9 protein-coding genes and 1 tRNA gene are annotated in these 13321 nt (G+C 74.3%); 8 read left to right on the top strand and 2 right to left on the bottom strand.

Annotation, left to right across the window (positions count from 1 at the left end; genetic code table 11):
- The first annotated feature begins 47 nt into the window (after window positions 1-47).
- From D5H75_RS08925 to D5H75_RS08905, 5 genes are all read left to right on the top strand, one after another.
- Window positions 48-524 (top strand): nitroreductase family deazaflavin-dependent oxidoreductase, encoded by a 477-nt coding sequence (locus D5H75_RS08925; RefSeq protein ID WP_202637944.1) that lies wholly within the window; start codon window positions 48-50, stop codon window positions 522-524.
- 267 nt (window positions 525-791) lie between these two features.
- Window positions 792-1160 carry a YciI family protein gene (locus D5H75_RS08920; protein ID WP_119925823.1) on the top strand — a complete coding sequence of 123 codons (369 nt, stop codon included), beginning with the start codon at window positions 792-794 and terminating at the stop codon, window positions 1158-1160.
- Window positions 1161-1186: 26 nt separating this feature from the next.
- Entirely contained in the window at window positions 1187-2446 is a 1260-nt protein-coding gene (locus D5H75_RS08915) for an RNA polymerase sigma factor (protein ID WP_119925822.1), read from the top strand.
- Window positions 2447-2512: 66 nt separating this feature from the next.
- On the top strand, window positions 2513-3673 hold the full coding sequence (locus D5H75_RS08910; RefSeq protein WP_119925821.1) for a lactate 2-monooxygenase: 1161 nt from the start codon (window positions 2513-2515) through the stop codon (window positions 3671-3673).
- Window positions 3670-4461: a class II aldolase/adducin family protein gene (locus D5H75_RS08905; protein WP_119925820.1), complete on the top strand. Its 792-nt coding sequence runs from the start codon at window positions 3670-3672 to the stop codon at window positions 4459-4461. The genes D5H75_RS08910 and D5H75_RS08905 overlap by 4 nt, the downstream gene beginning before the upstream one ends.
- Window positions 4462-4544: 83 nt before the next feature.
- Here the strand turns inward: D5H75_RS08905 and D5H75_RS08900 are convergent, their stop codons facing one another.
- Entirely contained in the window at window positions 4545-5156 is a 612-nt protein-coding gene (locus D5H75_RS08900) for a GntR family transcriptional regulator (protein WP_119925819.1), read from the bottom strand.
- 66 nt (window positions 5157-5222) lie between these two features.
- Between D5H75_RS08900 and aceE the strand changes: the two genes are divergently transcribed.
- The 3 genes from aceE to D5H75_RS08885 all read left to right on the top strand — a co-directional run bounded on the left by aceE (window position 5223) and on the right by D5H75_RS08885 (window position 9122).
- A complete protein-coding gene (gene aceE / locus D5H75_RS08895) occupies window positions 5223-7754 on the top strand; it encodes a pyruvate dehydrogenase (acetyl-transferring), homodimeric type (RefSeq protein ID WP_119925818.1) in 2532 nt (843 codons plus the stop codon).
- 189 nt (window positions 7755-7943) lie between these two features.
- Window positions 7944-8948: an endo alpha-1,4 polygalactosaminidase gene (locus D5H75_RS08890; protein WP_202637943.1), complete on the top strand. Its 1005-nt coding sequence runs from the start codon at window positions 7944-7946 to the stop codon at window positions 8946-8948.
- Window positions 8949-9049: 101 nt separating this feature from the next.
- Window positions 9050-9122, top strand: a tRNA-Ala gene (locus tag D5H75_RS08885).
- 83 nt (window positions 9123-9205) lie between these two features.
- On the opposite strand, the gene D5H75_RS08880 is transcribed toward D5H75_RS08885, so the two are convergent.
- Window positions 9206-13270 carry a S8 family peptidase gene (locus D5H75_RS08880; RefSeq protein ID WP_119925816.1) on the bottom strand — a complete coding sequence of 1355 codons (4065 nt, stop codon included), beginning with the start codon at window positions 13268-13270 and terminating at the stop codon, window positions 9206-9208.
- Between the last annotated feature and the right edge of the window lie 51 nt (window positions 13271-13321).

Here is a 13321-nt window from a genome sequence, read left to right as displayed (position 1 = left end):
ATCTATCCTGCGCTCGGGGGACGATTCCGAGCGCAGGAGGTTTTCCCGTGACCGAGACCCGTCCGCACGGGCTCGACTCGCCCTCGGCCGTCAGGATCATGCGGGCGATGTCGGTCGCCAACGTCTGGATCTACCGCGCCACGGGCGGCCGCGTCGGCGGCAGGTGGCGCATGGGCTCGGCGCGCCGCAGGCCCGCCCCCGTCTGCCTGCTCACCACGCGCGGCCGCAAGACCGGCCGCCTGCGCACCGTCCCGCTGCTCTACCTGCGCGACGGCGGACGCGTGGTCGTGGTGGCGTCCCAGGGCGGCCTGCCCACGCACCCCCAGTGGTACCTAAACCTGCGGCGGACGCCGCGGGTCACGGTCCAGACCGGCGACGACATCCGCCTCATGACCGCCCGCACCGCCTCCCCCGAGGAGCGCGCCGCCCTGTGGCCGCGCCTGGTCGAGATGTACGCCGACTACGACGACTACCAGTCCCGGACCGACCGCGAGATCCCGGTCGTCATCTGCGACCCCGCCTGACCGCCCCGCCCCCGCCGCCGGGCACCGCCGCACCGTCCCGTCCGGCCGCGCCCGCCCCGTCCGGCCGCGCTGGCCGTACGGCGTCGCGCCGGCCGTACGGCGTCGCGCCGGCCGTACGGCGTCGCGGCGGCTCGGGCGTGCGCTCCGCCGTACGGCGGGCAGGGAATTCCGGGACGGAATCGGCGCGCCGTGTCGAAACCGGCGGGGGCCGTTCGTGTAGAGGGTGAGAGGGCCCGCGCCGCGCGGCCCGGAACGAGGAGGACGGCCATGAAGCAGTACATGATCGCCATGCACCAGCCCGACGCGCCCCCGCCGCCGCAGGAGTTCCTGGACCCGATCATGGAACAGCTCCACGCTCTGGAGCGGGAGATCCGGGACGCGGGCTGCTTCGTGTTCTCCGGCGCCCTGCACCGGCCCTCGGCGGCCACCGTCCTGCGGCGCGAGGGCGACGAGGTCCTCACCACCGACGGCCCGTACACCGAGGGCAAGGAGTACATCGGCGGGTTCACGATCGTGCGCGCGCCGGACCTGGACGCCGCGCTCGCGTGGGGGCGGCGCACGGCCGAGATCACCGGCCTGCCGATCGAGGTCTGGCCGTTCCAGGACGAGTTCCCCGGAGCGGAGGGGCGGTCCTGAGCGACGCGGGACCGGACAGCCGGCTGATGGAGGGCCGGGCCGAGGTCGAGGCCGTCTTCCGCCGGGAGTACGGCAGGGCCGTGGCCGTCCTGATCCGCGTCCTCGGCGACGTCGAGGCGGCCGAGGACGCGGTGCAGGACGCGTTCGCCGAGGCGGTGCGGCGCTGGCCGGAGTCCGGCATCCCGCCCGCCCCGGCCGGATGGATCATCACCACCGCCCGCAACCGGGCGGTGGACCGGCTCCGGCGCGAGGCCGCGGGGCGGGGCAAGCACGCCGAGGCCGCCGTGCTGGAGGACCGGGTCGAGCGGGCGGCCCGGGCCGACCTCGCCGACCCCGCGGACCGGCCGGACCCGGCGGAGGAGGAGGGGCCCGTGCGCGACGACCGGCTGCGCCTGATCTTCACCTGCTGCCACCCGGCGCTGGCCCCGGCCGCCCGGGTGGCGCTGACCCTGCGGCTGCTCGGCGGCCTGACCACCGGCGAGATCGCCCGCGCGTTCCTGGTGCCCGAGCCGACGATGGCGCAGCGGCTCGTCCGGGCCAAGGCCAAGATCCGCGACGCCGGCATCCCGTACCGGGTGCCGCGCGAGGCCGACCTGCCCGAGCGGCTCCGCTCCGTGCTCGCGGTCGTCTACCTGATCTTCACCGAGGGCCACACGGCGGGCTCGGGCGACCGGCTCGTCCGCGAGGACCTGTGCGCGGAGGCCGTCCGCCTGGGCCGCCTCCTGGTGGAGCTGATGCCCGACGAGCCCGAGGCGCTGGGCCTGCTGGCGCTCATGCTGCTCGTGGACGCCCGCCGGGCCGCCCGCACCGGCCCCGGCGGGGAGTTCCTGCGGCTGGCCGAGCAGGACAGGTCTCTCTGGGACCGCGACCTGATCGCCGAGGGTCACGACCTCGTGCGGCGGTGCCTGCGGCGCGGGCGCCCGGGGCCGTACCAGATCCAGGCGGCGATCAACGCGGTGCACACCTACGCGGCGCGGGCCGAGGACACCGACTGGGCCCAGATCGTCGTGCTGTACGACCAGCTCATGGCGGTCGCGCCGACGCCGGTGGCGGCGCTCAACCGGGCGGTCGCGGTGGCCGAGGTCGCCGGGCCCGCCGAGGCGCTGTCCCTGGTCGAGGCGCTGGACCTGGACCGCTACCACCTGTACCACGCGATCCGCGCCGACCTGCTGCGCCGCCTGGACCGCCCCGCCGAGGCCGCCCGGGCGTACGACGAGGCGATCGCCCGCGCCGGGAACCTGGTGGAGCGCGAGTTCCTGGTCCGCCGCCGCGCCTCGCTGGCCTAGAGACGCGCCGGGGAACCTGCGGTCAGGCGTGGACAAGGGGGATCGCCGGACGGCACGCTTGGTCCCGTGTCATTCGCGGACTTCCAGCAAGAGATCTACGTGAACGGCCTCCTCACCGGGGCGCTCCCGCCGCACTCGGTGGACCCCGCGGTGCTGGAGGAGGTCGCGCGGCGGCGGCTGGGCGAGGGCCCGTACTGGTACGTCGCGGGGTCCGCCGGCACCGGCGCGACCGAGCGGGCCAACCGGGAGGCGTTCGGGCGGCGGCGGATCGTGCCGCGCATGCTCGTGGACGCCACCGAGCGGGACCTGGGCGTGGAGCTGTTCGGGGAGCGGCTGCCGGCCCCCGTGCTGCTCGCCCCGGTCGGCGTGCAGTCGATCGTGCACCCCGAGGGCGAGCTGGCCACCGCGCGGGCGGCCGCCTCGCTGGGCGTGCCGTCGATCCTGAGCACGATGGCCTCGCACACGATCGAGGAGGTCGCCGCGGCGGCGGGGGAGGGGCCGCGCTGGTTCCAGCTCTACTGGCCGCACGACGACGAGGTGACCGTGAGCCTGCTGTCGCGGGCGCGCAAGGCGGGCTTCACCGCGCTGGTGGTCACGCTGGACACCTGGACGCTGGGCTGGCGGCCGCACGACCTGGACCTGGCCTACCTGCCGTTCCTGCGCGGGGAGGGGCTGGCGATCCCGTTCTCGGACCCGGCGTTCCTCGCGGGTCTGGAGAAGTCCCCGCAGGAGGACCTGGGCGCCGCCGTGCTGCGGTGGGCGCCGATGTTCAACGGCCGGGCGCACACCTGGGACCGGCTCGCCCTGCTCCGGGACAACTGGGACGGGCCGATCGTGCTCAAGGGGATCCAGAGCGCGGACGACGCCCGCCGCGCGGCCGACCACGGCATGGACGGCGTGGTCGTGTCCAACCACGGCGGGCGCCAGGTGGACGGCGCGATCGCCTCCCTGGACGCGCTGGAGCCGGTCGCCGAGGCGGTGGGGGACCGCCTCACCGTGCTCTTCGACTCGGGCGTCCGGACCGGGGCGGACGTGCTGAAGGCGCTCGCGCTCGGAGCCCGGGCCGTGCTGCTCGGCCGCCCCTACCTGTGGGGGCTGGCCTGCGGCGGGGCCGACGGCGTGCGGCACGTCCTGCGCTGCCTGCTCGCCGAACTCGACATATCGATGGGACTGGCCGGCCACCGCGCGGTGGCCGGGCTCGCCCCCGACTGCCTGGAGGTCCGATGAGCCTGTCCGATCTGCGACCCGTCCCCGCCGACCAGCTCACCTTCCGGCTGCCCCGGAAGTTCGAGGACGTCGCGGAAGAGCGCCGCCACCGCCAGGAGCGGCTGGTCGCGGCCCTGCGGCTGTTCGGGCGCTTCGGCTTCGAGGAGGGCGTCGCCGGGCACATCACGGCCCGCGACCCCGAGCACCCCGACCACTTCTGGGTGAACCCGTTCGGGATGAGCTTCAAGCACGTCAAGGTCAGCGACCTGATCCTGGTCAACCACGACGGCCAGGTCGTCGAGGGCCGCTACCACGTGAACGAGGCCGCGTTCGCGATCCACTCCCAGGTCCACCAGGCCCGCCCGGACGTGGTCGCCGCCGCGCACAGCCACAGCGTGTACGGCAAGGCGCTGTCCAGCCTGGGGCGGCTCCTGGAGCCGATCACCCAGGACGTGTGCGCGTTCTACCAGGACCACGCGCTGTTCGACGACTACACGGGCGTCGTGACCGACCTGGAGGAGGGCAAGCGCATCGCGGCGGCGCTGGGCGGCAACAAGGCCGTCATCCTGCGCAACCACGGCCTGCTCACCGTGGGCGAGAGCGTGGACGCCGCGGCCTGGTGGTTCATCACGATGGAGCGTTCCTGCCAGGTGCAGCTCCTGGCCCAGGCCGCGGGCGAGGTCGTCCCCATCACCCACGAGAACGCCCTGCTCACCCGCGAGCAGATCGGCAACGACGTGGTCGCCTGGATCAACTTCCAGCCGCTCTACGACCAGATCACCAAGTCCGACCCCGACCTCTTCGACTGATCCCCGGCGCCCTCGGCGACCGCCGTACGGCTCGCGGGCCGTACGGCGTGAGCCCGCCGCGCGGGCGGCCGCCCGGGCGTGGGTCAGCGGGTGTAGGAGAGCACGTGGTCGCGGATCAGCAGGCCGATGCCGGGGTCCTGGCGGCGGAAGGCCTCGACGATGGGCTCGTGGTCGTCGGCGTTCTCGTGGGGGGTGGCGCGGAAGAGGCGGATGGACAGGTGGGTCCAGACCTCGAAGCCCAGTGACTCCCAGACCGACAGCAGGATCTCGTTGCCCGACGCCCTGACGATCTCGCGGTGGAACGCGATCAGGTGCGGGACCTGGGCGAAGGCGTCGCCGTGGCGGGCCGCCTCGTGCAGCCGGGCGACGTGGCGCTCCAGCGCGTCGATCGGGACCCGGCCCAGGGCCAGGCGGGCGGCGGTCTCCTCGAGGCCCGCCCGGACCTCGTAGACCTCGCGCAGGTCGGCCTCGGTGATCTCGCGCACGCGCGCGCCCTTGTTGGGGGAGGACTCCACGATGCGCAGCGCCTCCAGGTCGCGCAGCGCCTCCCGGACGGGCGCCTGGCTGACCTCCAGCTCCGCCGCGACCCGCCGCTCCACGATGCGGTCGCCCGGCTGCCAGCGGCCGCTGATCAGGCCGTCGAGCAGCATCTGGCGGATCTGCTCCCGGAGCGGAGCGCGCACTAGAGCTCCCATGGAGAAATTTTAGCAGACTTGCTCAATGATCGATCATTGCGTATTTTCTGCTCGGAGGAGGTTGCGATGTCTCTGTGGGACCAGATCCCGGACGCCGATCCTGAGGAGACGGCCGAGTGGCGCGAGTCGCTGGACGCGCTCGTTCGCGAGGCCGGGCCGGAGCGGGCACGACAGGTGCTCGGCCGGCTGCTCGACGGCGTCGGCGGGGCTCTACCGAGCCCTTACGTGAACAGCGTGCCGACCGCCCGAGAGCCGGAGTACCCCGGCGACCTGGCGATCGAGGAGCGGATCGCCGCCTATGACAGGTGGAACGCCGCGGCGATGGTGACCCGCGCGAGCAAGCTCGGCCTGGGCGGCCACATGGCGACCTACGCCTCGGCCGCCTGGCTGTACGAGGTCGGGTTCAACCACTTCTTCCACGCCGAGCACGACCAGGTGTACTTCCAGGGCCACGCCTCGCCCGGCGTCTACGCCCGCGCTTTCGCCGAGGGCCGGCTGACGGAGGAGCAGCTCGACGCGTTCCGCCGCGAGACCGCGGGCGGGCTCCCGTCGTACCCGCACCCGCGCGCCATGCCCGGCTTCTGGCAGTTCCCCACGGTGTCGATGGGCCTCGGCCCGATGAACGCCGTCTACCAGGCCCGGTTCAACCGCTACCTGCACGCCCGGGGGATCAAGGACACCTCCCGCAGCCGGGTGTGGGCCTTCCTCGGCGACGGCGAGATGGACGAGCCCGAGGCGACCGCCGCGCTCACCCTCGCCGCCCGCGAGGGGCTGGACAACCTGGTCTTCGTGATCAACTGTAATCTCCAGCGGCTCGACGGGCCCGTGCGCGGCAACACCCGCGTGGTCCGCGAGCTGGAGGGCGTGTTCCGCGGGGCCGGGTGGAACGTCGTCAAGGCGCTGTGGGGCTCGGAGTGGGACGGGCTCCTCGCCCGCGACACCGGCGGCGTCCTCGCGGCGCGTCTCGGCGAGACCCCCGACGGGCAGTTCCAGACCTTCTCCGCCTCCCCCGGGGCGTACATCCGCGAGCGCCTGTTCGCGGGCCTGGAGTCGCTCGCGGAGCCGTACACCGACGCCGACCTGGAGCGGATCGTCGGCGGCTCGCGGGCCGGCCACGAGCCGCGCAAGGTGCACGCCGCCTACCGCGCGGCCGTGGAGCACCGGGGCGCGCCGACGGTGGTCCTCGCGCAGACCGTGAAGGGCTGGACCCTCGGCGAGGGCTTCGAGGCGCGCAACGCCAACCACCAGATGAAGAAGCTGAGCCAGGACGGGTTCCGCGCCATGGCCGAGCGCCTGGGCCTGCGCGTTCCCGACGCGGACCTGGCCGGCGAACTCCCGCCGTACCTCCGGCCCGACGCCGAGGCGCGGGAGTACCTCGCCGAGCGCCGCGCCGCCCTCGGCGGCCCGATGCCCCGCCGCACGGTGAAGGCCGCGCCGCTGGCGTTCACGCAGGACAAGCCGTTCGCGGCGCTCGCCAGGGGCGGGGCGACGGTCGCGACGACGATGGCGTTCGTGCGCCTGGTCAAGGACCTGATGAAGGACCCGGAGACCGGCCGCCGCTGGGTGCCGATCGTGCCCGACGAGGCGCGGACCTTCGGCATGGAGTCGCTGTTCCCCACCGCCAAGATCTACTCCCCGCTCGGCCAGCGGTACGACGCGGTGGACCGCGACCTGCTGCTGTCCTACAAGGAGGCCGAGGACGGGCAGATCCTCAACGAGGGGATCACCGAGGCCGGGGCGATCGCCAGCTTCACCGCCGCCGCCACGAGCTACGCCACCCACGGCGAGCCGATGGTGCCGTTCTACATCTTCTACTCGATGTTCGGCTGGCAGCGGATCGGCGACCAGCTCTGGGCGCTGGCCGACCAGCTCGGCCGGGGCTTCCTGATGGGGGCCACGGCGGGTCGCACCACCATGACCGGCGAGGGCCTCCAGCACGCCGACGGGCACTCGCACCTGCTCGCCTCGGCCAACCCGGCCTGCCTGTCCTACGACCCGGCGTTCGCCTACGAGATCGCCGTGATCGTCAAGGAGGGGCTGCGCCGGATGTACGGCGAGGCGCCCGAGGACGTCTTCTACTACCTCACGGTGTACAACGAGCCGCTGCCGCAGCCGGCGATGCCCGAGGGCGTCGAGGAGGGCATCGTGCGCGGCATCTACCGGTACACCGAGGGCGGCGGGCAGGCGTCCTTGCTGGCCAGTGGTACGGCGATGCACTGGGCGCTGGAGGCGCGGCGGCTGCTGGCGCGGGACTGGGGCGTCGACGTGGACGTCTACTCGGTGACCTCCTGGAGCGAGCTGCGCCGCGAGGCGATGGCCGCCGAGGGCGACGGCGTGCCGTACGTCACCCGGGCCCTGTCCGGGAGCGACGGGCCGGTGATCGCGGTCAGCGACTGGATGCGGGCGGTGCCCGACCAGATCCGCCCGTGGATCGACCGGCCGTGGACCTCGCTCGGCACCGACGGGTTCGGGCTGTCCGACACCCGCGAGGCCGCCCGGCGGCACTTCGGCGTCGACCCCGAGTCGATCGCCGTGGCCGTGCTCCGCTCCCTCAAGCCGGAGCTGGCCGCGGAGGCGGCGGCCAAGTACGGCAGGTGACGTCCGCGTGAGGCCGGGCGCCGGGAACGTCCCGGCGCCCGGCCGCACCGTTTTCCGGGCCGCTCGATTCGGGCGGAGTTGGGCTCGCGTTCGGAATCTGCTCAGTTTCCCGGCGGCGTGCGGAGGGGGCGGCCTATGATCTTTCCCGCCATAACGGGAAAGATCATGTTCCGGAAGAAGGTACCTTTCTTGCGCCTCCCCTCGATGCCCGGCCGTCTGCTCCGGGGCGCGGTCGCGGCCGCCGCCCTGGTGTTCGTCACGGCCGGGGCCGCGCAGGCCGCCACCCCCTCGGCCACGGCGGACGCCCGCGCCGCGGCCCCGAGCCCGGCCCCGAGCCCGGCCACGGCGGACCTCTGGCGGCCGCCGGTCCAGGCCCGCTGGCAGTACCAGCTCGAAGGCAACCGCAAGTTCGCCTCCACCGGCGGCATCGACGTGAACGTGTGCGTCACCCCGCAGAAGGGCGGGGCCTGCGTCCGGCCTGACGTGTTCGACATCGACCTCTACGTGGACGCCGAGGTCGCCGGGAACAACCACACCGTCAACACCGCCGCGGTCAAGGCCATCCACGCCCGCGGCGCCAAGGCGATCTGCTACGTCAACGCCGGCTCCATCGAGGAGTTCCGGCCCGACTACAAGCAGTTCGTGGACTGGCACAACGCCCACGGCAAGTCCCTGCTGGGCAAGCCGTTCAGCCCCGAGTTCCCCAACGAGCGCTGGGCCAACATCAACAACGACAAGGGCCAGCGGGACTTCATCCTGAAGATGATGGAGCCGCGCGTCGCCAAGTGCGCCCAGGCCGGGTTCGACGGGATCGAGTTCGACGTCGTCCACGCCCACGAGGTCGGCAAGAAGACCACCGGCTGGAACATCAGCGCCGCCACCCAGCTCACGTTCAACAAGGCGCTGGCCGCCATGGCCCACCGCCACGGCCTGTCCGTCGCCCTCAAGAACGACCTCAGCCAGGTCCGCGAGCTGGTCTCCCACTTCGACTACGCGGTCAACGAGGAGTGCTTCGCCTGGGACGAGTGCGACGAGCTCAAGCCGTTCATCGCGGCGGGCAAGCCCGTCTTCCACGTGGAGTACGAGACCGCGCCCAAGTCCTTCTGCGGTGACGCCGTCTCCCGCCGCTTCAGCTCCATCAAGAAGGCCGAGACGTACGCCCTCAAGGACCGCCCCTACACCCCCTGCCGCTGACGCGGCCGCACCCGGGTCCTCGGCGCCGCGGCGGCGCCGAGGACTTCCGATTTGGGCTAGGATTATGAGAGTGCCGCCGGGTGAGAGCCCAGGCGGGACCCGGGGCTATGGCGCAGTTGGTAGCGCGCCTCCATGGCATGGAGGAGGTCTGGGGTTCGAATCCCCATAGCTCCACCCCACCTCACGAAGAACCCTCGGCCACCCGGCCGAGGGTTCTCTCGTCTCAGCGGGCCGTCCCAGGCGGCCCGGTCCGGGGGCTAGGGCTTGGCGGCCCGCGGCGTGGCGGTCCCCGCGTCGCGCAGGCCGAAGGCGCGCAGGGTGGTCTGCTCGACCCGGTTGCCCGCGGCGTCCCACGCTTCGGCCTTGAGGCTGACGGCGCCGCTGGTGGCCGACGCCTTCGGATGGACGGCGAGGGCGTCGTAGACGCCGTTCCCCCGGGGCACGAGGGGCAGCGGCCTCCAGGTCCGGCCGTCGTCGGTGCTGGCCCACAGCCTCAGCCCGGCGATCCGCGGCATCGCCTCGGCGGACTGGGCGTGGTAGGCCTCGACCCGGAACCGGTGCGCCCCCGGCGCCCTGACCGTGTTGTCGGTCGCCAGGCTGTCCCCCAGGTCGTAGCCGACGTACACCAGGGGCTGCGGCGCGCACGGCCCCTTCTTCAGCAGGTCCCGGGGGCGGCAGTAGGTGCCGGGGAGCAGGCCGTCCCTGACCGGCCGGGACGAGGTGAAGGTCCAGTCGGTGGTGTTCTGGCCGTTCCTGACGGAGTAGCGGTAGGTGCCCGGCTCCGGCGAGAGCGTGAAGCTGGGGAACCCGCCGTGCTGGCCGTCCCCCGGGATCTCCTTCCCGTCCTTGAACAGGCGCGCCTCGTAGCCCGGATGGCCGATCGCCCCGACGTACGGGAACCCGTTGATCACCGTGGCGAAGGGGGCGAAGAGGTTGTCGCCCGCCCGGCACATCTGGCAGCCGACGCTGTACCTCCGGAAGGGGATCCACTTCTCGGTGCCCGCGAGCTGGGCGGCGACGGCGGCGGAGACCCGGTGCGAGCCCGGGGTGGCCGGCACTGCGTGCCAGCGCCGCGTGACCCGGCCGGGCCGGTCGAACACCTCCAGGGCCAGGCTCTGGTCCGTCCCGGCCCCCGGCGCGGCCGGCCGGTGCGCGATCGTGCGCTGGTGGAGGATCTTCGGAGAGAGCGGGCCGATGTACTCCCGCGTGGCCTCCCCGATGTCCTCGGGCGCGCCCAGCGCCTGCACCACCGGGGCGTAGACGCTGTCGCGCAGGCCCGCGAGGTGGACGTAGACGGACTCGCCGGGCTTCGCCGCCGTGTGCAGGACGTTGTCCACCTGGGCGAGGGAGCGCTCGGTGAAGGTGTGGTGGAGGTCGGCCGGGACCCGCCCCTCGCTGAACGGGGTGAGCGAGTAGAAGTACGGCGTCCGCTGCTCGCCCGAGAGCCGGACCGTGACCGCGCCCCGCGCCAGCCGTTCGCGGAGGGCGGCCGCGTCGCCCGCGGCCAGGGCCACGTTGCGGATGCCGATCGGCTTGGGCGGGCCGGTCAGCCGCTCCTGGAGGATCGGCAGCGGGATGGGGCAGCCGCTGCCCGCGGGCGGGAAGGCGGCCAGGGCGGCGGCGCCCGCCTCGCGCACGGCCTGGATCCGCTCGATCCAGATCCCGCACTCGCCCCCGGTGTGGTCGGCCTCCATCAGGACCAGCCTGCCGCGCAGGTCCCGTCCGGCCAGGTCCTCCGGCCGCCCCCGGCCGGCGTCGGCGACCTGGAGGTCCTGGACGCCGGTCACGGGCACGTGGCCGGGGTGGCCGCCCTGCTCGCCGCCCGCGCTGGGCGGCGCGATCGCGTCCAGCGGCTCCCGGGCCGGGGACACCACGCTCATGGTGACCTTGGGGCGGCCGAGCGTCCACTGCGAGCCGAAGTGGAACCCGCCCGTGCGCACGGTCTCCGTCGGGGTCGCCCACCAGCGGACCCAGCCGTTGAAGTCCCAGCTGCTCAGGTCGTACCGCTCGCCGCCCGCGGTGGTCCGCAGCGTCTGCACGTGGCCGTCGACGTCGATCGGGCCCGCCGGGCGGGGGGTGGTGAAACTGATCCGCCGCGCCTCGCGGGCGTCCAGGGTGATCTCCGTGTCACCGGTGACCGTCACCTCCGGGTCGATCAGCGTGGCCAGGTTGAACCGGGAGTCGCCGTCGGACCAGCCGGCCCACTGGGTCACGCTGTAGACCCCCAGGGGCACCTGGAAGACGGTGACCCCCTCGCCCGCCACACCGGCCTCGGTGACCCGGCCGAGGTCGTCCTTGACGTCGATCACGTCCTGGAGCACGGGCTGGGCGGGCTCGCCGTCCCGGCCGAGAGTGCGCACGGTCAGCCTGGCCGTCGGCGGCGCCAGCACCAGCCCGACCGGCGTCGCGAGCCGTACGGCTCCCGCCTGGTCGGTGGCCGTGACGCGCCCGCTGTAGGCGCCCTTGGGCAGGCCGGAGACGTCCAGGGTCACCTTCGCCGTGGCGGTGCCGCCCGCGGGGACCGTCACGCTCTCGTCCGCGGTGAGCCGGCCCTGGACGGGCTTGCCCGCGGGGTCCGTCAGCTCCGCGGCGAGCCTCAGGGTGACGGGCCGGTCGCCGTGGTTGGCGTAGGTGATCTCGCGCGCGGCGGGCTTCGGCTCCGGCACGATCTCGGTGCGGCCGAAGTCGGCGTTCGGGGTGACCGCGAGGACGGGCTGGGTGTCGGCGCGGGCGAGGTCCAGGCGTCCCGCGCCCTGCGCGTAGACGCGGTGCCCGGCGTCCTTGGCGCTGCTCATCAGCGCCGCCTTGAGCCGTGCGGGCGGCCAGTCCGGGTGGTGCTGGGCCAGGACGGCGGCCGCTCCCGCCACGTGCGGGGTGGCCATGGAGGTGCCGGAGGCCGAGGTGTGCCGCTCGTCCACCGGCCCGTCGCCCGGCTGCGAGCAGGAGTCCCGGCACATCTCGCTGCCCGCCGCGCGGGCGGCGACGATGTGCTTGCCGGGGGCCGCGATGTCGGGCTTGAGCGCGCCGTCCACCGCGCGGGGGCCCGCGCTGGAGAACTCGGCCATCCCGTCGCTCTTGTCGGTGGCGGCCACCGTCAGCGCCGAGGTCGCGGCCCCGGGGGCGTCCACGCCGCCCGAGGTGGGCCCCTGGTTGCCCGCCGCGATCACGAACAGGGCCCCGCCGGACTCGGTCAGCCGGTCCACCGCCTGGCTCGCCGGGTCGGTGCCGTCCGAGAGGCCGCCGCCCAGGCTCATGCTCACGACCTTGGCGCCGGACGCGACCGCCCATTCCATGCCGTCGATGACCTGCGACCACGACCCCTCGCCCGCGTCGCTGAGCACCTTGCCGACCAGCAGGCTCGCGCCCGGGGCGACGCCCTTGCGCCTGCCGCCGGAGGCCGCGCCCGTGCCGGCGACCGTCGAGGCCACGTGGGTGCCGTGCCCGTGGCGGTCGGTGACCTCCTCGCCGTCGATGAAGGACCTGGACGCGGTCACCTTCCCGGCCAGGTCGGGGTGGGTCGCGTCGACGCCGGTGTCGAGCACGGCGACCTTGACGCCCGCCCCGTCGTGCCCGGCCTTCCACGCCTCGGGCGCGCCGATCAGCGGGACGCTGCGCTCCAGGGTGGGCCGCACCTTGCGGTCGAGCCACAGCCGGTCCACGCCCGAGCGCAGGGCCCGGGCCCGGCCGCCGTCCACCAGGGCCGACCAGAAGGACGCGGCCTGGTCCTTGGCGACCTTCACGGCGGCGCCGTCGATGCTCTCCAGCGGGCGGCCGGGGGTGCTGGCGGGCAGCTCGTCGGCGGCCTTCAGCGCGGCGGCGCCGCGGCCCCGGGGGTACTGCACGATCACCGGCACGGTCGTGACCCGGTCGTCGGCGTAGCCGTTCTCGGCCAGGTAGGCGGCGTTGAACAGCTCCCGGTCCACCCGCCCGGCCAGGATGGCGGCCTGGGCGTCGTCGGGGATCACGTACAGGCCGTCCGGCCCGGCCTGGGTGGCGATGACCGGGCGGCGGCCCCCGGCGCGCGGCGCCGTCTCCACCTCCGCGGTGTACTGCCCGGTCTCGGTACGGCCCAGCCGCACGCGGTCGCCGGTCACCAGGGTGACGGTCCGGGGCGCCTCTGCGGACGGACCGGCGCCCCCCGCCTTCGCGGGCTCGGGGGCCGGGGCGGGCCGCGCGGTGCCGCCGGGTCGCGGGGCGGGACCCGGGGCGGGGGAAGGGGGCGGCGCCGCCGCGTGGGCGGGCGGCATCACGGCGGCGGCGGCGGACGCCGCCGCCACCACCGCGACGGCTCTCCAGCGGAGCCGGCCTGACCTCGGTCTCATCGTGTGCTCCCTGCTCGTGGGGGATGGAGGGGGCGGTGGGCCGCGAGCGCG

Origin of the sequence: Bailinhaonella thermotolerans (assembly GCF_003594875.1) — a bacterium.
In the GTDB taxonomy this organism is placed as follows: domain Bacteria; phylum Actinomycetota; class Actinomycetes; order Streptosporangiales; family Streptosporangiaceae; genus Bailinhaonella; species Bailinhaonella thermotolerans.
The sequence above is the reverse complement of the archived record's forward strand: the minus strand, read 5'-3'. Positions and strand labels throughout refer to the sequence as shown.

Excerpts from the sequence above, each read along its gene's own strand:
- D5H75_RS08880 (WP_119925816.1), bottom strand. The coding sequence starts at position 13,270 with ATGAGACCGAGGTCAGGCCGGCTCCGCTGGAGAGCCGTCGCGGTGGTG.
- D5H75_RS08900 (WP_119925819.1), bottom strand. The coding sequence starts at position 5,156 with ATGGGAGCTCTAGTGCGCGCTCCGCTCCGGGAGCAGATCCGCCAGATG.
- D5H75_RS08915 (WP_119925822.1), top strand. The coding sequence starts at position 1,187 with ATGGAGGGCCGGGCCGAGGTCGAGGCCGTCTTCCGCCGGGAGTACGGC.
- D5H75_RS08920 (WP_119925823.1), top strand. The coding sequence starts at position 792 with ATGAAGCAGTACATGATCGCCATGCACCAGCCCGACGCGCCCCCGCCG.
- aceE (WP_119925818.1), top strand. The coding sequence starts at position 5,223 with ATGTCTCTGTGGGACCAGATCCCGGACGCCGATCCTGAGGAGACGGCC.
- D5H75_RS08905 (WP_119925820.1), top strand. The coding sequence starts at position 3,670 with ATGAGCCTGTCCGATCTGCGACCCGTCCCCGCCGACCAGCTCACCTTC.